Annotated in this window: 22 protein-coding genes; 11 read left to right on the top strand and 11 right to left on the bottom strand. The window is 61.1% G+C overall.

Features of this window, described 5'->3' with window-relative positions:
* Positions 1-66 precede the first annotated feature (66 nt).
* From KJY40_RS02690 to ntrC, 5 genes are all read left to right on the top strand, one after another.
* Positions 67-1410 carry a toxin-antitoxin system YwqK family antitoxin gene (locus tag KJY40_RS02690; RefSeq protein WP_230734812.1) on the top strand — a complete coding sequence of 448 codons (1344 nt, stop codon included), beginning with the start codon at positions 67-69 and terminating at the stop codon, positions 1408-1410.
* A 99-nt stretch (positions 1411-1509) separates the two neighbouring features.
* On the top strand, positions 1510-2016 hold the full coding sequence (locus KJY40_RS02685; protein WP_230734810.1) for a DUF4124 domain-containing protein: 507 nt from the start codon (positions 1510-1512) through the stop codon (positions 2014-2016).
* Positions 2013-2636, top strand: a complete 624-nt coding sequence (locus KJY40_RS02680) for a DUF4124 domain-containing protein (RefSeq protein ID WP_230734808.1) — start codon at positions 2013-2015, stop codon at positions 2634-2636. Before KJY40_RS02685 ends, KJY40_RS02680 begins: the two co-directional genes overlap by 4 nt.
* 230 nt (positions 2637-2866) lie before the next feature.
* Positions 2867-3952, top strand: a complete 1086-nt coding sequence (gene glnL / locus KJY40_RS02675) for a nitrogen regulation protein NR(II) (RefSeq protein ID WP_007952516.1) — start codon at positions 2867-2869, stop codon at positions 3950-3952.
* A complete protein-coding gene (ntrC, locus tag KJY40_RS02670; RefSeq protein WP_096821966.1) occupies positions 3949-5385 on the top strand; it encodes a nitrogen regulation protein NR(I) in 1437 nt (478 codons plus the stop codon). Before glnL ends, ntrC begins: the two co-directional genes overlap by 4 nt.
* Before the next feature lie 410 nt (positions 5386-5795).
* Here ntrC and KJY40_RS02665 read toward each other — a convergent pair whose 3' ends face one another.
* On the bottom strand, positions 5796-6236 hold the full coding sequence (locus tag KJY40_RS02665) for a hypothetical protein (protein ID WP_102717658.1): 441 nt from the start codon (positions 6234-6236) through the stop codon (positions 5796-5798).
* On the opposite strand from KJY40_RS02665, the gene KJY40_RS02660 reads away from it, so the two are divergent.
* Positions 6235-6690: a tRNA (cytidine(34)-2'-O)-methyltransferase gene (locus KJY40_RS02660; protein WP_007952520.1), complete on the top strand. Its 456-nt coding sequence runs from the start codon at positions 6235-6237 to the stop codon at positions 6688-6690. The two genes, KJY40_RS02665 and KJY40_RS02660, sit on opposite strands and share 2 nt — an antisense overlap.
* A 131-nt stretch (positions 6691-6821) precedes the next feature.
* Here KJY40_RS02660 and secB read toward each other — a convergent pair whose 3' ends face one another.
* The 3 genes from secB to KJY40_RS02645 are packed head-to-tail and all read right to left on the bottom strand — an operon-like array spanning position 6822 to position 8030.
* Entirely contained in the window at positions 6822-7307 is a 486-nt protein-coding gene (gene secB, locus KJY40_RS02655) for a protein-export chaperone SecB (protein WP_007909233.1), read from the bottom strand.
* A 53-nt stretch (positions 7308-7360) separates the two neighbouring features.
* On the bottom strand, positions 7361-7615 hold the full coding sequence (grxC, locus tag KJY40_RS02650) for a glutaredoxin 3 (protein WP_085667675.1): 255 nt from the start codon (positions 7613-7615) through the stop codon (positions 7361-7363).
* Between the two features lies 1 nt (position 7616).
* A complete protein-coding gene (locus tag KJY40_RS02645; RefSeq protein ID WP_007952524.1) occupies positions 7617-8030 on the bottom strand; it encodes a rhodanese-like domain-containing protein in 414 nt (137 codons plus the stop codon).
* A 152-nt stretch (positions 8031-8182) separates the two neighbouring features.
* On the opposite strand from KJY40_RS02645, the gene gpmI reads away from it, so the two are divergent.
* The 5 genes from gpmI (at position 8183) to KJY40_RS02620 (ending at position 14864) form a co-directional block, all read left to right on the top strand.
* Positions 8183-9709: a 2,3-bisphosphoglycerate-independent phosphoglycerate mutase gene (gene gpmI, locus KJY40_RS02640; RefSeq protein WP_230734807.1), complete on the top strand. Its 1527-nt coding sequence runs from the start codon at positions 8183-8185 to the stop codon at positions 9707-9709.
* Positions 9710-9960: 251 nt separating this feature from the next.
* The gene (locus tag KJY40_RS02635) at positions 9961-11247 is read left to right on the top strand and encodes a murein hydrolase activator EnvC family protein (RefSeq protein WP_115076224.1); all 1287 of its coding nucleotides are present in this window, start codon (positions 9961-9963) and stop codon (positions 11245-11247) included.
* Positions 11248-11278: 31 nt separating this feature from the next.
* The gene (locus tag KJY40_RS02630) at positions 11279-12598 is read left to right on the top strand and encodes a S41 family peptidase (RefSeq protein ID WP_230734805.1); all 1320 of its coding nucleotides are present in this window, start codon (positions 11279-11281) and stop codon (positions 12596-12598) included.
* Between the two features lie 2 nt (positions 12599-12600).
* On the top strand, positions 12601-13377 hold the full coding sequence (locus KJY40_RS02625) for a divergent polysaccharide deacetylase family protein (protein ID WP_230734803.1): 777 nt from the start codon (positions 12601-12603) through the stop codon (positions 13375-13377).
* Positions 13378-13484: 107 nt separating this feature from the next.
* Entirely contained in the window at positions 13485-14864 is a 1380-nt protein-coding gene (locus KJY40_RS02620) for a Vps62-related protein (RefSeq protein ID WP_230734801.1), read from the top strand.
* Here KJY40_RS02620 and KJY40_RS02615 read toward each other — a convergent pair.
* The 7 genes from KJY40_RS02615 to KJY40_RS02585 all read right to left on the bottom strand — a co-directional run bounded on the left by KJY40_RS02615 (position 14845) and on the right by KJY40_RS02585 (position 20659).
* A complete protein-coding gene (locus KJY40_RS02615; RefSeq protein ID WP_230734800.1) occupies positions 14845-15600 on the bottom strand; it encodes a substrate-binding periplasmic protein in 756 nt (251 codons plus the stop codon). The two genes, KJY40_RS02620 and KJY40_RS02615, sit on opposite strands and share 20 nt — an antisense overlap.
* Positions 15601-15673: 73 nt before the next feature.
* The gene (gene hisF / locus KJY40_RS02610) at positions 15674-16444 is read right to left on the bottom strand and encodes an imidazole glycerol phosphate synthase subunit HisF (protein ID WP_011332020.1); all 771 of its coding nucleotides are present in this window, start codon (positions 16442-16444) and stop codon (positions 15674-15676) included.
* Positions 16445-16453: 9 nt separating this feature from the next.
* Positions 16454-17191 carry a 1-(5-phosphoribosyl)-5-[(5-phosphoribosylamino)methylideneamino]imidazole-4-carboxamide isomerase gene (gene hisA / locus KJY40_RS02605; RefSeq protein ID WP_003220753.1) on the bottom strand — a complete coding sequence of 246 codons (738 nt, stop codon included), beginning with the start codon at positions 17189-17191 and terminating at the stop codon, positions 16454-16456.
* A 42-nt stretch (positions 17192-17233) separates the two neighbouring features.
* Positions 17234-17491, bottom strand: coding sequence for a DUF2164 domain-containing protein (locus KJY40_RS02600; RefSeq protein WP_230734798.1), 258 nt, complete (start codon positions 17489-17491; stop codon positions 17234-17236).
* On the bottom strand, positions 17492-18130 hold the full coding sequence (gene hisH / locus KJY40_RS02595; protein ID WP_230734795.1) for an imidazole glycerol phosphate synthase subunit HisH: 639 nt from the start codon (positions 18128-18130) through the stop codon (positions 17492-17494).
* Positions 18130-18723: an imidazoleglycerol-phosphate dehydratase HisB gene (hisB, locus tag KJY40_RS02590; RefSeq protein WP_085712764.1), complete on the bottom strand. Its 594-nt coding sequence runs from the start codon at positions 18721-18723 to the stop codon at positions 18130-18132. The genes hisH and hisB overlap by 1 nt, the downstream gene beginning before the upstream one ends.
* A 271-nt stretch (positions 18724-18994) precedes the next feature.
* A complete protein-coding gene (locus tag KJY40_RS02585; protein ID WP_085608651.1) occupies positions 18995-20659 on the bottom strand; it encodes an OFA family MFS transporter in 1665 nt (554 codons plus the stop codon).
* Between the last annotated feature and the right edge of the window lie 72 nt (positions 20660-20731).

Here is a 20731-nt window from a genome sequence, read left to right as displayed (position 1 = left end):
CGCCGCGCTACGCGGCGTGACAAAAAGAGGCCTCCTTCGGGAGGCCTTTTTTATGCCCGCTCATCCATGGATAATCCGCCGCTTTCGCGCCACGACCGGCGCCTTGACGAAGGGATTCGCATGAAGTGGTTACGGGCTATCGCCCTGATGGCCGGCCTCGCCTGCTCGACAGTCGGCGCAGCCGAGTTCTATGAAAACAAGCCGCTGGCTCACCCGCTGATCCAGGGCTTGCAGGAAAGCTCGATGACTCTGGCGTTCATCAAGGAAACGAACGGCGTCAAAGGCTATTACTGCCGTTGCGAGACACCGGGCGAACGTCCGCAATTGCTTGATGACTTCGGCCAGGCGAGCATCGAGTCGGTTTTTCTCATGTCGCTCGACAGTGAGGATCCGACCCGCTTCGTGCTTTTTCGGCAAAACGACCGCTACAAAATCTACGCCTACAAATACAACGCCAACGACCGCCTCTACAGCCGCGTCACGCGATTGCAGACGGCGCTGGACCGCATCGCCGAAGGTCGCAAACACCTCGACGCCCTGACCATCAAGAAGGCTCTGAGCCAAATCACCCCGCTCAACTACAGCCTCTTCCTTGAAGAGTCCGGCATACCGGAATTCGACCAGCTCGATTTCAGCCAAGGGAAACTGGTGAGCTTTTACGGCCAGTACTACGACCCACTGAGCGACCCGACGCCAGATGATGAACCTTACTTCTTCAAGAAGACCTATCAGGAAAAAAACGGCCGGTTCCTTACCGTTACTTTCTGGCGATGGCTCGACGAGACGCTCGTCGAGGGCAAGCGCACGCTCTACAACTATCGGGTGAGGCGTATTGCCTGGGAAACCGAACCGGCTAAATTCACCGGCAGCGAAGACGGCCAATCGGTGTCTTATGATTCCGGCTCGCTCTCGGCCCAAGGTGCCTACAAGCAGGGTGTGCGGATCGGCCCGTGGTCTTCTTCCAAAGACGAGAAATATTCGGAGTCCGGCAATTTCGTAGAGGGCAAACGAGAGGGCCAGTGGACGCTGTACCAGGATGGGCAAACGCTGGAGGGCGAATTCCACAATGATTTGCGCGAGGGTCGTTGGCAGCTTCTCAACCACGACGACATGGAATGGGTCGCCACCGGATTCCAGACCTATGCCCACGGCCAACTCAACGGCCTCAGCGAATTGACTGTTCGTGGCACTACCGAGCGCGGTGAATATCGCGATGACAAACGCCAAGGCCTCTGGGTGACCAGGCTCGACAATGGCCACATCCTCAACGTCAACTTTGTTGACGACGTAAAGGAAGGCGAGTTGCGCGAAGTCGACACCAAGGGTGCGCCGGTCCTGATCGAGCACTACAAGGCAGGCGTCCTGTCCGGCGCCCGCGAGAATGCCGTTGCGCCTGGCGCCGCACAATAAATCCTGAACGGTTTGTGTGAGCGGATATTGTCCCGATTGGGCTTACCGCCGCCCCTGGCCTATGCTGCAAGCCAATCTCATTGTTGATCGGTCGAATCCATGAGTCGTGGTTTTTTCTTCCTGCTGCTGATCGCCCTGCCCGCCGCCGCGCAGATCTACAAGTACACCGATGCCAGCGGCAACACGGTGTACAGCGATCATGCGCCGGACGGCGTGCAGGCACAGTCGGTGGAGTTGCCGCCGCTCAACAGCGTCCAGCCTCAAGCACCGAATGCGCCGTCGTCAGATACGGCCAGTCGTGAGCCTGCGCGCAATGCCTATGAAGTGCTGGAGCTGACCGGCCTGCCCACCGAAGAAGCCCTGCGCGCCAACAACGGCACCTTCACGGTCAGTGTGCTGATCAAGCCCCGCCTGCAACCGCCGCATCAATTGCGTCTGCTGCTGGACGACGCGCCTTATGGCCAGCCGAGCAATGTGCCGATCCTGCAACTGGTGAACGTCGACCGGGGCGAGCATCGGCTGGCGGTGCAGGTGATCAATGGCGAGGCGATCATTCAGCAGAGCCCTGCGGTGGTGTTCACCGTGCAGCGGGTGCACAAGCCATGACGCGGGGATTGATTGCCCTGTGCCTGTTTCTGATCGCGTTTGGCGCATCGGCCGAAGTGTTCACTTACATCGACGCACAGGGTAATCGCGTCTACACCGATCAACCGCGCGGCAACGCCAAGCGTGTGCCGCTGGCCACCAGCAATCGCATGGCCTCGAATCCGACCGCCGCTGCACCCGTCACGCCTTCGAAGAAATCAACAGAGCCGCCGCTGTTCCATTACGACATGCTGCGCGTGCTGATCCCCGAGCCGGACGCGACCATTCGCAGCAGCGCCGGCGAGCTGATTGTCAGCGTCACCAGCGAGCCGGGCCTGCAAAGAGGTCATCTGTATCGCCTGCTGCTGGATGGCCAGGCCGTCGGCGAACCCGGCCTGAGTCCGGTGTTCCCGCTGAGCAATATCGATCGCGGCAGCCACAACCTGTCGGTGGAGATCCTCGATGCTCAGGGCCGAACCGTGGAGAAAACCGCCAACCAGCCGTTCCACATGCAACGCATCTCCCTGGCGCAGAAGCGTCAGGTCAAACCGTGCGTCAGCGCCGACTACGGCGTTCGCCCGGAATGCCCGCTGAAAGACAAACCCGCCGAACCGAAAAATCCTTTCCTGCGTTTCTTCTGACGCCGTTCAGCTTTGCGCACTATATTGGTGCAATACGCTGCACCGTACTCACATTCCAACCCATTTTGGTTCGAAAGTACCCGCCAGAGCGGTTTGACTGCCACGCAAACGAGCGTCAAACGCCCGTTTCAGGGGTTGAGCGCTTCTTTTCGGAGCCTTGGTTTGGTTTTTGCATTTTCCTCGCATCAGCGCTGTATCCCTGCGCGCGCCATGCTCCAAAAGAGGTCCTCATGACCATCAGTGACGCACTGCATCGCTTGCTACTCGACAACCTGACCACCGCCACCATCCTGCTCGACAGCGAATTGCGCCTCGAGTACATGAACCCGGCGGCGGAGATGCTGCTGGCCATCAGCGGTCAGCGCAGCCATGGGCAGTTCATCAGCGAGCTGTTCACCGAGTCCACCGAGGCGCTCAATTCATTGCGCCAGGCGGTGGAGCAGGCGCACCCGTTCACCAAGCGCGAAGCGATGCTGACCGCCCTCACCGGCCAGACCCTGACCGTTGATTACGCGGTGACGCCGATCCTCAGCAACGGCGCGACCCTGCTTCTGCTGGAAGTCCATCCCCGTGACCGCTTGTTGCGGATCACCAAGGAAGAGGCCCAGCTGTCGAAGCAGGAAACCAGCAAGATGCTGGTGCGCGGCCTGGCCCACGAGATCAAGAACCCGCTCGGTGGCATCCGCGGTGCCGCGCAACTGCTGGCCCGGGAACTGCCGGAAGACAGCCTGCGCGACTACACCAACGTGATCATCGAGGAGGCCGACCGCCTGCGCAATCTGGTCGACCGCATGCTCGGTTCGAACAAACTGCCGTCGCTGGCCCTGTGCAACGTCCACGAAGTGCTGGAGCGCGTCTGCCAATTGGTCGAGGCCGAAAGCCAGGGCTGCATCACGCTGGTGCGCGATTACGACCCGAGCATTCCCGACGTCCTGATCGACCGCGAACAAATGATTCAGGCGGTGTTGAACATCGTCCGCAACGCGATGCAGGCCATCAGCAGCCAGAACGAGCTGCGCCTGGGCCGCATCAGCCTGCGCACCCGCGCCATGCGCCAGTTCACCATCGGCCACGTCCGCCATCGTCTGGTGACCAAGATCGAGATCATCGACAACGGCCCGGGCATTCCGGCGGAACTCCAGGAAACCATCTTCTTTCCCATGGTCAGCGGCCGTCCGGACGGTACCGGGCTGGGCCTGGCCATCACCCAGAACATCATCAGCCAGCACCAGGGCCTGATCGAGTGTGACAGCCACCCCGGCCACACCACGTTCTCGATCTTTCTGCCACTGGAACAAGGAGCCACATCGACATGAGCCGTAGTGAAACCGTGTGGATCGTCGATGACGACCGTTCTATCCGTTGGGTTCTGGAAAAAGCCCTGCAACAGGAAGGCATGACCACCCAGAGCTTCGACAGTGCCGATGGCGTGATGAGCCGCCTCGCGCGCCAGCAGCCGGACGTGATCATCTCCGATATCCGCATGCCCGGCGCCAGCGGCCTGGACCTGCTGGCGCGGATCCGCGAGCAGCACCCGCGGCTGCCGGTGATCATCATGACCGCTCACTCCGATCTGGACAGCGCTGTCGCCTCCTATCAAGGCGGCGCGTTCGAGTACCTGCCCAAGCCGTTCGATGTCGACGAAGCCGTGTCGCTGGTCAAGCGCGCCAACCAGCACGCTCAGGAACAACAGGGCCTGGAGGTCGCACCGACCCTGACCCGCACCCCGGAAATCATCGGCGAAGCACCGGCGATGCAGGAAGTGTTTCGCGCCATCGGCCGCCTGAGCCACTCCAACATCACCGTGCTGATCAACGGCGAGTCCGGCACCGGTAAAGAACTGGTGGCCCACGCCCTGCACCGCCACAGCCCGCGTGCGGCCTCGCCGTTCATCGCGCTGAACATGGCGGCGATCCCGAAAGACCTGATGGAATCCGAGCTGTTCGGCCACGAGAAAGGCGCCTTCACCGGCGCGGCCAACCTGCGTCGCGGTCGTTTCGAACAGGCCGACGGCGGCACGCTGTTTCTCGATGAAATCGGCGACATGCCGGCGGACACCCAGACCCGACTGCTGCGGGTGCTGGCCGATGGCGAGTTCTATCGCGTCGGCGGGCATGTGCCGGTCAAGGTCGACGTTCGGATCATCGCCGCGACCCACCAGAATCTGGAAACCCTGGTTCACGCCGGGAAATTCCGTGAGGACTTGTTCCACCGCCTCAACGTGATCCGCATCCACATCCCGCGCCTGTCGGACCGCCGCGAAGACATCCCGACCCTGGCCAAGCACTTCCTCAGCCGCGCCGCGCAAGAGCTCGCAGTCGAACCGAAGCTGCTGAAAAGCGAGACCGAGGAATACCTGAAAAACCTTCCGTGGCCAGGCAACGTGCGTCAGCTGGAAAACACCTGCCGCTGGATTACCGTGATGGCGTCCGGACGCGAGGTGCACATCAGCGACCTGCCGCCAGAATTGCTGAGCCTGCCGCAGGACTCGGCGCCGGTGACCAACTGGGAACAGGCGCTGCGCCAGTGGGCCGATCAGGCCCTGGCGCGCGGTCAGTCGAGCCTGCTCGACAGCGCGGTGCCAGCATTCGAGCGGATCATGATCGAGACGGCGTTGAAGCACACTGCCGGACGTCGTCGTGATGCTGCGGTGCTGCTGGGCTGGGGCCGGAACACCTTGACCCGCAAGATCAAGGAACTCGGCATGAAGGTCGATGGCGGGGATGACGATGAGGGCGAAGAAGGCTGAGATCCAGCGCCAGCCTGCACCGCCGCAAGGCACCGTGACCCTTAATCGGGCACGGCCACTGGCTCAGGCCTGCACTGTAAACCGCTGAAAATCCCACCGTGTGAAAAGACGAAGGCCCCGTATTACGGGGCCTTCGTCATTGTGTCGGGCTTTTTTGTTTCAAAACGAGAAAACCTGGCACGCCCCCTGCAATAACTCCATCAGGTGATTCGATTCACCCACCCTTTCGGGGGCCTTGGTACAGGCAGGCCGGGGATTCCCCTCTTTACACCGGACTCAGCGAGTCCACCCTTTTGGGGCCCTTGATACAGGCAGGTCAGGGGTTCCTTCTTTACACCGGCTCAGAACGCGATGCGATGAGCCCGCCCGTTTCGGGAACCTTGGTACAGGCAGGCCGGGGATTCCCTCTTTTATTGCTCCCGGAGATGGATCTCCAGCCGCCAGCGGTCATCGACCGCCTGGCCGGCCCAGTCGCCCTGCAGCGGACGCGCCGCCACCAGCGTCAGCAACAATCCCCCGTCACTCAAACGCGTCCGCCAGTTCACGTCCTTGCCGTTGAACTTGAGCTGACCTTTCTGCGCCTTGCCTTCAGCCTCGAACAGCAACGCGAGGCTGCCATCGACAATCTCGCCGTGCAGCTTCGGCTCGTTGTTGAACCAGACCGCCAGACCGCCATCGATCACCTCGACCTGCTGCAAGACGGTTGGGTCAGGCGTGGTCAAACGGCCGATCATCATCCCGACCATCACACCGACGATCGCCAGTGAAGCCATCACCCTCGGGAATAGTTTCGAACGCGGATCCGCTTGCGGCGTAGAATGCGCGTCATCTTTACCTTCGGAGCCGTGCATGTTTCACGTCATCCTTTTTCAACCGGAAATTCCGCCGAACACCGGCAACGTTATCAGGCTGTGCGCCAACAGCGGCTGCCACCTGCATTTGATCGAACCGCTGGGCTTCGAGATGGACGACAAGCGTCTGCGCCGTGCCGGTCTCGACTACCACGAGTATGCCACCTTGCAGCGCCATGCCGACCTCGCGAGCTGCCTGGAAAGCCTCGGTCACCCAAGGCTGTTCGCCTTCACCACCAAGGGTTCGCGGCCGTTTCACGATGCCGCGTTCGTCCCCGGTGATGCGTTCATCTTCGGCCCGGAAAGCCGTGGCCTGCCGCCGGAAGTACTCGACGCCCTGCCCGGCGAACAACGCCTGCGCCTGCCGATGCGCGAAGGCTGCCGCAGCCTGAACCTGTCGAACACCGTGGCAGTGGCCGTGTACGAAGCGTGGCGGCAGAACGACTTCAAGTAACACCGCATAACAAATGTGGGAGCGGGCTTGCTCGCGAAGGGGCCGCATCAGATGACATTTATGCCACCTGACACACCGCTTTCGCGAGCAAGCCCGCTCCCACATTGGACTTGCGTCAACGCTCAGATCATTTACTGAACGGTCGGGGTCTCGCCGGATTCCTGCATGCGCTGCAGCTCTTGCGCGTACAGGGCGTCGAAGTTCACCGGGGCCAGCATCAAAGCCGGGAACGAACCGCGGGTCACCAGGCTGTCCAGGGTTTCGCGAGCATACGGGAACAGGATGTTCGGGCAGAACGCACCCAGGGTGTGGCTCATCGAAGCCGCGTCCAGGTTCTTGATCAGGAAGATACCGGCCTGTTGCACTTCAGCGATGAAGGCCACTTCTTCACCGTTTTTCACGGTAACGGACAGGGTCAGCACGACTTCGTAGAAATCACCTTCCAGGGCTTTCTGGCGGGTATTCAGATCCAGAGCGACCGCCGGGTCCCACTGCTGGCGGAAGATCGCCGGGCTTTTCGGGGCTTCGAAGGACAGGTCGCGTACGTAGATGCGCTGCAAGGAGAATTGCGGTGCGGTTTCTTCTTCGCTGGCTGCAGTGTTCTGTTGGTCAGTCATCTCAGATCCTTTCTGATCTTGGGTCTTTTAGGGTTCTTTACGTGTGCAGCAGTTCAGGCCTTGAGCAGCGCGTCGAGCTTGCCGGCGCGCTCCAGGGCATACAAATCATCACATCCGCCGATGTGGGTGTCGCCGATCCAGATCTGCGGCACGGACGTGCGCCCGGCCTTCTGGGCCATGGCGGCGCGCACCTGCGGCTTGCCATCGACCTTGATCTCTTCGAAGGCCACGCCTTTGTTCGCGAGCAGGTACTTGGCGCGCGAGCAGTAAGGGCAGTAATCGCTGGAGTAGACGATGACGTCGCTCATGTCACTTCACCAACGGCAGGTTGTCGCCTTTCCAGCTGGAAATCCCGCCGGACAGCTTGGCGGCGGTGAAGCCGGCCTTCATCAGCTCGCGGGCGTGGGTGCCGGCGGTCTGGCCCAGGGCGTCGACCAGAATGATGGTCTTGGCCTTGTGTTTTTCCAGCTCGCCGATGCGGGCGGCCAGTTTGTCCTGGGGAATGTTCACCGCGCCAACGATGTGACCGGCGGCGTAGTCCTTGCTCGGACGGATGTCCACCACCACGCCGGCTTCCTTGTTGACCAGTGCGGTCAGCTCGCCCGTGCTCAGGCTTTTACCGCCGCCCTGCACCGTATGCGCCAGCAGCAAAGCCAGCAGTACGACGAAGATACCGACAAGAATGTAGTGGTTAGTGGCAAATTCAATCAGGTGAGCAACCATCGAAGGAGGTTCCAGGGCGTTAAAATGTCGGCCAGTATACACAGCCACTATGGTCGGCCAAACCCCGTCCGGCGGTGACGCCGCCGGAACTTCGCTTTAAACTCCAACTCCCTTTTCCATCGCCCTCTTCTTATTAGCCACGAGTGGATTCCATGACTACCACGCCTAAACCTTTGGTCCTGATGATTCTCGACGGCTTCGGTCACAGCGACAGCCCCGAATCCAACGCCGTCTATGCGGCCAAAAAGCCTGTGCTGGATCGGCTGTGGGCCACCGTGCCGAACGGCTTGATCTCGGGCAGCGGCATGGACGTCGGTCTGCCGGACGGCCAGATGGGCAACTCTGAAGTCGGCCACATGAACCTCGGCGCCGGCCGCGTGGTGTATCAGGACTTCACGCGCGTGACCAAAGCGATCCGCGACGGCGAGTTCTTCGAGAACCCGACCATCTGCGCCGCCGTGGACAAGGCCGTGGCAGCCGGCAAGGCCGTGCACTTCATGGGCCTGCTGTCGGACGGCGGCGTTCACAGCCACCAGGATCACCTGATTGCCATGGCCGAACTGGCCTTCAAGCGCGGCGCCGAAAAAATCTACCTGCACGCCTTCCTCGACGGCCGCGATACCCCGCCGAAAAGTGCCGCGTCGTCGATCGAACTGCTCGACGCGACCTTCCAGGCGCTCGGCAAGGGCCGCATCGCCAGCCTGATCGGCCGCTACTACGCCATGGATCGCGACAACCGCTGGGACCGCGTGTCACAGGCCTACAACCTGATCGTTGATGGCAATGGCGAATTCAACGCCGCCACCGCCCAGGAAGGACTGGAAGCCGCTTACGCCCGTGGCGAAAGCGACGAGTTCGTCAAAGCCACCAGCATCGGTGAGCCGGTAAAAGTCGAAGACGGCGACGCCGTGGTGTTCATGAACTTCCGCGCCGACCGCGCCCGCGAGCTGAGCCGCGTGTTTGTCGAAGACGGCTTCAAGGAATTCGAGCGCGCACGTCAGCCGAAAGTGCAGTACGTGGGACTGACCCAATACGCCGCCAGCATCCCGGCCCCTGCAGCCTTTGCACCTGGCAGCCTGGAAAACGTGCTCGGCGACTACCTGGCGAAAAACGGCAAGACCCAGCTGCGTATCGCCGAAACCGAGAAATACGCCCACGTGACCTTCTTCTTCTCCGGCGGCCGCGAAGAACCGTTCCCGGGCGAAGAGCGCATCCTGATCCCGTCGCCGAAAGTCGCCACCTATGACTTGCAGCCGGAAATGAGTGCGCCGGAAGTCACCGACCGCATCGTCGAGGCCATCGAGAATCAGCGCTACGACGTGATCGTGGTCAACTATGCCAACGGCGACATGGTCGGCCACAGCGGCGTGTTCGAGGCGGCGGTGAAAGCCGTGGAATGCCTGGACACCTGTGTCGGCCGGATCGTCGATGCCCTGGAAAAAGTCGGCGGCGAAGCGCTGATCACCGCCGACCACGGCAACGTCGAGCAGATGGCCGACGAATCCACCGGGCAGGCGCACACCGCGCACACCACCGAGCCGGTGCCGTTCATCTATGTTGGCAAGCGCGACCTGAAAGTCCGCGAAGGCGGCGTACTGGCGGACGTGGCGCCGACCATGCTGAAACTGCTGGGTCTGGAAAAACCGGCGGAAATGACTGGCACTTCGATTCTGGTGTAATCGCCCGTCAAAACACTGAAAAACCCTGTGGGAGCTGGCTTGCCAGCGATAGCAATCTGACAGCCAACATCTATGTTGAATGTGCAGACGCCATCGCTGGCAAGCCAGCTCCCACAGTGGTTTATGGAGTTTTCGAAATGGAATTCGGCCTGTCGCTTGCCCCAGTTATCACACAGTCCCAATTGGGCGTTTTTTTTGCCGCGTCGGGCGGGCATACTAGGCCGTCCCTTACCCTGGTGCCGCCCGCCTCTATGCTTCGCGTCCTGATCGCCCTCGCTCTGACATGCCTGCTCCAACCGGCTTTCGCGGATGAGCGCGCGCAAACCCAACAGCAACTGGACGCCACGCGCCAGGACATCGCCGAGCTGAAAAAACTGCTGGGCAAGCTCCAGGAAGAAAAATCCGGCGTGCAAAAGGAGCTCAAGGGCACCGAAACCGAGATGGGCAAGCTCGAGAAACAGGTCGAAGCCCTGCAGAAAGAGCTGAAGAAGAGCGAATCCGAGCTGCAGCGGCTCGATGCGGAGAAAAAAAAACTCCAGAGCGCGCGCACTGAACAGCAGCGACTGATCGCCATCCAGGCCCGCGCCGCCTATCAAAATGGCCGCCAGGAATACCTCAAGCTGCTGCTCAACCAGCAGAACCCCGAGAAATTCGCCCGCACCCTCACCTATTACGACTATCTGAGCCAGGCTCGCCTGGAGCAGTTGAAGAGCTTCAACGAAACCCTGCGCCAACTGGCCAATGTCGAAAAGGACATCGGCTTGCAGCAGGCGCAATTGCTGGTACAGCAAAGCGATCTCGACACTCAGCGCGAAGCGCTCGACAAGGTCCGCAAGGAACGCCAGCAGGCCCTTGCCAAACTCAATGACGACGTGAAAGCCCGGGACCAGAAACTGGCCGCCCGCGAGCAGGATCAGGCAGACCTGTCTAAAGTCCTTAAAACCATTGAAGAAACCCTGGCCCGCCAGGCTCGTGAGGCAGAAGAAGCGCGGCAGAAAGCGCTCATCGCCCAGCAGGAAGCCGAAAAAAAACGCTTGCGTGAGGCCGAGGCGGAAAACACCGACGCCCCACGCAAACCGGTCAGATCGACTCCCGGCGCCCTGGTGTCCAGCGGCGGCGAGACCTTCGGTGGTCCTTTTGCGTCAAGTCGGGGAAAACTTCCATGGCCGGTTGATGGTCGACTGCTGGCACGCTTCGGCGAAACCCGCGGCGACGATGCCCGCACCAAGTGGGACGGCGTGATGATCAGCGCCTCCGCCGGCAGCCAGGTGCATGCCGTACACGGCGGGCGCGTGGTGTTTGCCGACTGGCTGCGCGGTGCCGGGCTGCTGGTGATCCTCGACCACGGCAACGGTTTTCTGAGTCTTTACGGTCACAACCAGACGCTGCTGAAGTCGGCAGGCGACGTGGTTAAAGCCGGTGAGTCCATCTCCACTGTGGGTAACAGTGGCGGCCAGGACACACCAGCGCTGTATTTCGCAATTCGTCAGCAGGGTCACCCGAGTGATCCGGCGCAATGGTGTCGTGCGCAAGGATAAGCGCACCGCCTAATTAAGGAGTTCGTTCGACATGCTGCATTTGTCCCGTCTTACCTCGCTGGCCCTGACGATCGCCCTGGTGATCGGCGCGCCTCTGGCGTTTGCCGCTCAACCGGCTCCGGCTGTCGCTCCGGCAGGCACTGCCGCGACTTCCAAGGCCCCGCTGCCGCTGGAAGAGCTGCGCACCTTTGCCGAGGTCATGGACCGGATCAAGGCGGCCTATGTCGAGCCGGTGGACGACAAAACCCTGCTGGAAAACGCCATCAAGGGCATGCTCAGCAACCTCGATCCGCACTCCGCCTACCTCGACCCGGAAGATTTCACCGAGCTGCAGGAAAGCACCAGCGGTGAGTTCGGCGGCCTGGGCATCGAAGTCGGCGCCGAAGACGGCTTTATCAAGGTCGTGTCGCCGATCGACGACACCCCGGCGTCGAAGGCCGGCATCCAGGCCGGCGACTTCATCGTCAAGATCAACGGCGCGCCGACCCGTGGCCAGACCATGACCGAAGCCGTGGACAAGATGCGCGGCAAGATCGGCCAGAAAATCACCCTGACCCTGGTCCGCGATGGCGGCACACCGTTCGACGTGACTCTCGCTCGCGCCGTGATCCAGGTGAAGAGCGTCAAGGCGCAACTGCTGGAATCGGGTTATGGCCTGATCCGCATCACCCAGTTCCAGGTCAAGACCGGCGAAGAGGTTTCCAAGGCCCTGGCCAAGCTGCGCAAGGACAACGGCAAGAAGCTCAACGGCATCATTCTCGACCTGCGCAACAACCCGGGTGGCGTGTTGCAGGCGGCGGTGGAAGTGGTCGACCACTTCATCACCAAAGGCCTGATCGTCTACACCAAGGGTCGGATCGCCAATTCCGAACTGCGCTTCTCCGCCACCGGCAAGGACGAAAGCGAAGCGGTGCCGATGGTCGTATTGATCAACGGTGGCAGTGCCTCGGCCTCGGAAATCGTCGCCGGCGCCTTGCAGGACCAGAAACGCGCCGTGGTCATGGGCACCACCAGTTTCGGCAAGGGCTCGGTGCAGACCGTGCTGCCGCTGAACAACGACCGTGCGCTGAAGATCACCACTGCGCTGTACTTCACGCCGAACGGTCGCTCGATCCAGGCCCAGGGCATCGTCCCGGACATCGAAGTACGCCGCGCCAAGATCACCAACGAGGCGGACAGCGACTACTTCAAGGAAGCCGACCTGCAAGGTCACCTGGGCAACGGCAACGGCGGCGCGGACAAGCCGACCGGCTCCGGCGGCAAGGCCAAGGCGATGCCGCAGGATGACGATTACCAGCTGGCCCAGGCCCTGAGCCTGCTCAAAGGCCTGAGCATCACGTCCGGCCGTTGAGGATGTCTTTGCGTTTCGTCTTTGTCCTGCTGTGCTGTCTGGCGGGTGCTGTTCACGCAGAACCTGCCAGACCAACACCTCAAAAAGCCTACCTGACGCTGATCATTGACGACCTGGGGCAGAACCTGCCCCGGGATCGTCGCGTGCTGGCCCTCCCCGGGCCGGTCACAACGGCGATCATGCCCGACACCCCGCACGCAACCGAATTTGCCCGCGAAGCCCATCGCGCCGGAAAGGTCGTGATCCTGCACATGCCGATGGATCCTGCCACCGGCCCGTTCGCCTGGCATCCCGAACTGCCCATCGAAGAACTCGAAAAACGCTTGAACGCTGCGTTCAAAATGGTCCCCTACACCGCCGGCATCAACAACCACATGGGTAGTCGCATGACCGCACAACCAGGGGCGATGGCGTGGTTGATGGGCGAGTTGCAGCGTCGCCACAAGTTCTTCGTCGACAGCCGCACCAGTGCCCAGACCGTCGCTGCGCAACAGGCGCAGAAGATCGATCTGGCGAGCGTTTCCCGGGATGTGTTTCTCGATGACGTGCGCACCGAAGCGGCGATCCTCACTCAGCTGCAGACGGCAATCAGCCTGGCGCACAAACAGGGTTCGGCCGTGATGATCGGCCATCCATACCCACAGACCCTCGCCGTGCTGGAGCGCGAACTGCCGAAGCTGAAGGCTCAGGGCATCGAGTGGATCGACATAAAGCAGATGATCAGTGTGCGCAGCAATCGCGCCACAGCCGCTCATGGCAAAGACGGTGTCTATCGGTAATGCCGGCCCATACATAATTACCGCCAGCCCCTTCGCCCACTTCCGGATAGTGAAACCTGCAACCGGTAGCGACTCACCCGAGTCGCCTTTCACTATCAGGACTGACCATGACGATCAATGACAACACCGCCACCCACTCGCGGCCAATGGAACCCATCAAGCTCGACAACCTGCTGATCAGCTTCACCACAGAGTTTCAGCGGGTGTGGGACACCAAGAACCTTCGCTCGAGCCCGGCCGGCTTCTGGCGCCCCGCCCCGCCTCCCGATGTGTTGCCGGGTTATTTCTCGCTGGGCGACCTTGCGATTCCAGAATTCTCCAATATCACCGGTACAAGCGTTGCAGCCGTTGTACGGGAGGCGGACTCCCCGAGCATCGACAGCACCAAGGGTAAAGCACTCAGCCGACCCGCCAACTTCGAACAAGTCTGGAAAGATTCAGGTTCGGGTGCCAAAACCTATGCCTCGATCTGGCGCCCGATCCCTCCTGAAGGTTATGTCGCTCTTGGACTGGTTTGCGCCAGTGATCACGAAAAACCTTCGGTCAACTCGGTACGTTGCGTACGTATGGATCTGGTAGCGCCGGCCACCGTAGGCACTTCGATCTGGAGTGACAAAGGCAGTGGCGCAAAGCAGAACTTCAGCGCCTGGAGCATTGAGCCACCGATTGCAGAAGCGGGGGAGATCTGCTTTTCACCTGGCACGTTCACGGGCGTCCAGAGCCATTCCAGGCCTTCGCCACACCTGGCCTCCTACGCATTGCGAATACCCATCACCCTGCAATCGAACACTGCGCCAGCAGCCCCGATACTGTCCGGGTTCGGATCGCCCTCCCCCATCGAGCCGGCTACGGTTACTCAGGTCGCCAGGCTTCCGTGGTTCGCAGTCAGAGACGATATGCACCCGCTCGAACAGCTGCGGTCATCGCCGTACTACCGCCTGGAAAGAGCGGATCGGTACGTGTTGGTCGGTCACGAGCATAACGCGGGGGACCAATATCGATCCGTCAAATGGACGGCAGAGCGGGCTCAAAATGCGTCTTTACTGCAGATGTTCAATCGCCTGACAGCCATCGAGTTCGACAGGGCCTGGCCGATCAGGACACCCGGCGATAACTGGGCGATAAGATTTTCGGCCAACCTGGCCAAAACCTTCACTCACACCGAAACATCACCCGGCGGATGGAGAAAATTCTATCCGCTGGAAGTTGTCGCCCTGGCAGCGAAACACTCGATGGTTGCGGTGTATCAAAGGCAGAGCGAATACCGGTTACTACGTGCGGACAATACGCCAGTGACATTCGGCATCGAGTACAGCGATGACGAAAGCCTCTATCTGAGCCAGTACCCGTCCGAGAAAGACGCCGTGATCACATGCCCATTGCCGATGGCATCCGGTCATGAACAGAGCGAAGTCTCTTTCGGGCAGGATGACATCCCCGCCCTGGCATCGAAAATAGTGACGGTGATTACAGATACCGCCCCATGATCTCGTCGACCACGCCGTCCTTGCGCATCTGGTCGAGCGCTGCCTGAAGCTTGGCAACGGCTTCGTCCGGGACGTCCCTGTTCAGTGCCAGATACAGTTCGGCGCTGTTGAAGCGCAGTACGGTTTTCAGCCCGGTCACGCCATCCTGCCGCGCCAGATAACGGCCGGCAGGATCGCCGGTGGCCCACAGGTCGATCTGTCCGCTGACAAGCTTCTTGGCGTTGTCCTGATCGCGCAGCACCACCACCGGCTTTAGACCCTGCTTGGTCAACGTCTCGGCAATCGCATCGCCCTTGTAGGCGCCGATCTTGTACTTGCGCGCATCATTGAGGGTTTCGAGGGTGATCTTGCTGTCGGCCTTGGCCAGCATGACCCAGTCGTCCGGGCCGATCGGGCCGACCCACTTGAATAGCTTTTCGCGATCCGGAAGGCGTGCCATGACGAACGCACCGTAACCGGGATTCTCCAGTGCCAGCTTGTAGACCCGCTCCCATGGGAAACGCAGGGTCAGGCTGTAAGTGATGCCGGCACGCTTGAACATCTCGCGCACGATGTCCGTGGCGATGCCGTTGATGTTTTCATCCTGAGCGAAATTCTTGCCGTTCTTCGCCATGTTGTACGGCGGGAAGTTTTCGGTGAGGAGCACCAGATCGGTGTCGGGACTTTCTTCGGCGTGGCCGGTGTTGATCAACAACACGGAGGCACTGGCGAGGGCGAGAAGCAGGCGTTTGATCATGTCGGGCTACCGAAATCCATGGCGTGCCCAAGAGTGCCTTGGGTACGCCATGCTGTCCACTGGCCTGTATTGTTTAACGCATTACGATGCCGCGTTTAGACATGTAAGCCTTGGCTTCCTGAACGGTGTATTCGCCGAAGTGGAAAATACTCGCCGCCAGTACCGCGCTGGCGTGGCCTTCGAGGATGCCGTCCGCCAGATGCTGCAGGTTGCCGACGCCGCCGGAAGCGATCACCGGAATCCCCAGCGCATCGCTGATGGCGCGGGTCACGCCGAGGTCGAAGCCGTTTTTCATGCCGTCCTGATCCATGCTGGTCAGGAGGATTTCACCGGCACCCAGGCCTTCCATTTTCTTCGCCCACTCGACGGCGTCGAGGCCGGTCGGTTTGCGACCGCCGTGGGTGAAGATCTCCCAGCGCGGGGTTTCGCCCGGACCGGACACCTTCTTCGCGTCGATGGCGACGACGATGCATTGCGAGCCGAAATGCTGCGCCGCTTCGCCGACGAACTCCGGGTTGAACACGGCAGCGGTGTTGATCGACACCTTGTCCGCACCGGCGTTGAGCAGATTGCGAATGTCCTGCACGGTCCGCACGCCGCCGCCGACGGTCAGCGGAATGAACACCTGGCTGGCCATGCGCTCGACGGTATGCAGCGTGGTGTCACGGCCATCGACGCTGGCGGTGATGTCGAGAAAGGTAATCTCGTCGGCACCCTGCTCGTCGTAGCGACGGGCGATTTCCACCGGGTCACCGGCGTCTCGGATGTTCTCGAACTTCACACCTTTGACGACCCGGCCGTTATCCACGTCCAGGCAAGGGATGATGCGTTTGGCCAGCGCCATGGTCAGTCCTCAGCCTTGGTACGAGTCGCAGAAAGCTTGCGCTTCGGCGACGTCGAGAGTGCCTTCGTAGATCGCCCGGCCGGTGATGGCGCCGATGATGCCCGGTGCCTTGGCGTCGAGCAGCGACTTGATGTCGCCCAGGTTGTGAATGCCGCCGGAGGCGATCACCGGGATCTTCGTGGCAGCAGCGAGCGCAGCGGTGAAGGGTACGTTGCAGCCCTGCATCATGCCGTCTTTGGCGATGTCGGTATAAACGATCGAGGACACGCCGTCGGCTTCAAACTGCTTGGCCAGGTCGATGACCTGCACGGTGCTGATTTCAGCCCAGCCATCGGTGGCGACGAAACCGTCTTTGGCATCCAGACCGACGATGATCTTGCCCGGGAACGCGCGACAGGCTTCAGCGACAAACGCCGGATCCTTCACCGCTTTGGTGCCGATGATCACGTAGCTGACGCCCGCCTTGACGTAGTGCTCGATGGTTTCCAGCGAACGGATGCCGCCGCCGATCTGGATCGGCAGGGTCGGGTAGCGCTTGGCGATCGCGGTCACCACTTCGCCGTTGACCGGCTGGCCTTCGAAAGCGCCGTTCAGATCGACCAGATGCAGACGACGGCAACCGCCCTCCACCCACTTGGCAGCCATGCTCACCGGGTCATCGGAGAACACTGTGGAATCTTCCATGCGGCCCTGGCGCAGACGTACGCAGGCACCGTCTTTGAGATCGATAGCGGGAATAATCAGCATCTGGCAAACCTTCAAATTTGAATGTTCAGCTTGGCTCGGAAATCAGTTTTTCTCGAGCGCCCACAGGTCGCTTTCGATGCTTTCAAACCGCTCCTTGAGGTGGGTCTGCACATCGAAAATCGCCCTGTTGTAATAGTGCGGAGCAATTTCGCGGGTAAACAGCTCAAGAATTTCCGCCGCCTCGAACGACCCCAGGTCCAGTTCGAAACGATCCTCCATGAACCGCTGAATCTTGCGGTTGGCCTCGCTCTCCTGCTCGGGAGTGAGGGTCAGGATCGGCGGTTTCTTCTTGGCAGCCATTTACCAGCGACCGTCCCACGCAGCGAAGTTCTGCAGCAATTGCAGGCCATGGGTATGGCTCTTCTCCGGGTGGAACTGCACGGCGAAACGCGAACCTTCGGCCAGCGCCGCGGCGAAATCGACACCGTAATGACCGCTGCCAACCACCTGCCGCGGGTTGCCGGCAGCGATGTAGTAGCTGTGCACGAAGTAGAAACGCGCCAGGTCCGGAATGTTGTGCCACAGCGGGTGATCCACCGACTGCTTCACTTCGTTCCAGCCCATGTGCGGGACTTTCAGGTGCTCGCCGTCTTCATGCAGGTCTTTGCCGAAGAACTTCACCGCGCCCGGGAACAGGCCGATGCAGTCGACGCCGTCGTTCTCTTCGCTGCTGTCGAGCAAGGCTTGCATGCCGACGCAGATGCCGAGGAACGGACGATCCTGGCTCACTTCACGCACCAGCGAATCGAAACCGAGGCGACGGATCTCCGCCATGCAATCGCGAATCGCGCCGACGCCGGGGAAAACCACACGGTCGGCTTCGCGGATCACTGCCGCATCGCTGGTGATCAGCACCTTGCCGGCACCGACGTGCTCCAGAGCCTTGGCCACCGAGTGCAGGTTGCCCATGCCGTAGTCGATAACTGCAACCGTCTGCATTACAGGACGCCTTTGGTCGAAGGCATCTGGCCGGCCATGCGGTCGTCCAGCTCGACGGCCATGCGCAGCGCGCGGCCGAAAGCCTTGAACACGGTTTCGATCTGGTGGTGGGTGTTGGTGCCGCGCAGGTTGTCGATGTGCAGGCTGACCAGTGCATGGTTGACGAAGCCCTGGAAGAATTCCTGGAACAGGTCGACGTCGAAGCCGCCAACGGTGGCGCGGGTGTACGGCACGTGCATCTGCAGGCCCGGACGACCGGAGAAGTCGATCACCACACGCGACAGCGCTTCATCGAGCGGCACGTAGGCGTGGCCGTAGCGACGGATGCCTTTCTTGTCGCCAATGGCTTGCGCGAAAGCCTGGCCGAGTGTGATACCGACGTCTTCCACCGTGTGGTGGTCGTCGATATGCAGATCGCCCTTGCATTGGATATCCAGGTCGATCAACCCGTGACGGGCGATCTGATCCAGCATGTGCTCAAGAAAAGGAACACCGATATCGAATCGGGCCTTTCCGGTGCCATCAAGGTTGATCGAGGCTTTGATCTGGGTTTCCAGAGTGTCGCGCTCGACAGACGCCTTACGTTCGGCCATCACCAGCTCCGCAAAATCATTGGGCGAAAAAGGCAGCCATTATAGGGGCGCGGGGCCGAAACAGAAACACGAGAGGTGGAATGACTGACGGATAGAACCCCATGCTGTCGGGGATAGACATGTCCATACAAGCATTGAAAGGCGCTGATCGCTCCCACGCTCTGCGTGGGAGTGCAGCCCCGGACGCTCAGCGTCCACTTCGAATATGACGCGCAGCGTCACAGGGAGACATTCCCACGCAGAGCGTGGGAACGATCAGGTGTAAACGAACTTAGTGGAACAGAACCGCCGTCTTCTGCAGGGTCACCCACACACCCCACGCCAACGGAATCCCCACCACCAGCCATGCAGCGATTGCCAATGGCTTGCTGCCCGGCGCGGCTTTCCACTCCAGCACGGTGCTGGCGTCAGCCCCCTTGTCGTGGCCCAGCGCCTGTTCGGCAGCCAGTTCGGCGTCGGTCATGAAGTACTTGTCCGCTACCGGGCGCACCAGCAGGTTGCACAGGAAACCCAACACCAGCAGGCCGGCGAGGATGTACAGGGTGATGTCGTAAGCGGCGGCGCGTTCAACGCCAATGCTCAGCTGATACTCACGCAGGTAGTTCACCAGCACCGGACCCAGCACGCCAGCGGCGGCCCAGGCAGTCAGCAGACGACCATGGATCGCACCGACCATCTGCGTACCGAACAGGTCGGCCAGATACGCCGGAACGGTCGCGAAACCACCGCCGTACATCGACAGGATGATGCAGAACGCCGCCACGAACAGCGCAACGTTGCCCAGGTGACCGAGGTTCGGGATCAGTGCGTACAGCGCAAAACCCAGCGCGAAGAACACGAAGTAAGTGTTCTTGCGGCCCAGGTAGTCCGAGAACGAGGCCCAGAAGAAACGGCCGCCGATGTTGAACAGGCTCAGCAGACCGGTGAAACCGGCTGCAATGGCAGCGATGGAAGCCAGTTGACCGGCGTCCAGCTGACCGAACGGCAGATCGTTGCCCAGCAGCTTGCCGCCGAACACTTCCTGCAACAGTGGCGAAGCCATGCCGAGGATGCCGATACCGGCAGATACGTTCAGGCACAGCACCAGCCACACCAGACGGAATTGCGGCGTTTTCCACGCCACATTCACGTGAACGTGACGGTGGGTGATCATCGCGTTCGACGCTTTCTTCGCCGGTGCGGTCCAGCCTTCAGGCTTCCAGCCGGTTGGCGGTACGCGGTACGCCAGTGCGCCACCGATCATGAACACGAAGTAGATCGCGGCCATGGCCACGAAGCTCTGCCAAACACCCACGCCAGCCGGCGAAGCGAAATGGCTCATCAGGGCGGTCGCCAGTGGGGCACCAACCATCGCGCCACCGCCGAAGCCCATGATCGCCATGCCGGTCGCCATGCCGCGCTTGTCCGGGAACCACTTGATCAGGGTCGACACCGGCGAGATGTAGCCCAGGCCCAGACCGATACCGCCGATCACGCCGGAGCCGATCCACATCAGCCAGATCTGGTGGGTATAGATACCCAGCGCAGAAATCAGCAGACCGCCGCACCAGCACAGTGCCGATACAACACCGGCCTTGCGTGGACCTGCGTGTTCGAGCCAGCCACCCCAGATCGCTGCCGAGCAGCCCAAGAAGATGAAGAACAGGGTGTAGATCCAGCCGAGCATGGAGATCGGCCAGTCGCATTGCGACGAGAAGACTTGTGCGATGAAGCTCATGTCCGGTGCGCAAGCCACCGGAGCGGTCACGCCCAGCGCCTTGGACAGCGGCAACCAGAACACCGAGAAGCCGTAGGCCATGCCGATGCACAGGTGAATGGCCAGAGCGGCCGGCGGGACCAGCCAGCGGTTGAAACCGGGCTTGGCGATGATGCGTTCCTTGGACAGGAACCCGGGCTGATCGGCTTTGAAGCCGTCCGCCGTAATGGTCGTGCTCATTGTGTATCCCCCAATTATTAGTATGGTTCGCCAGCCACTGCCCACCCCGGCCTTTATGCACGCAGGCATGAC

The sequence above is a fragment of the Pseudomonas fitomaticsae genome (assembly GCF_021018765.1).
In the GTDB taxonomy this organism is placed as follows: Bacteria; Pseudomonadota; Gammaproteobacteria; order Pseudomonadales; family Pseudomonadaceae; genus Aquipseudomonas; species Aquipseudomonas fitomaticsae.
This window is presented reverse-complemented; position numbering and strand designations above follow the sequence as displayed.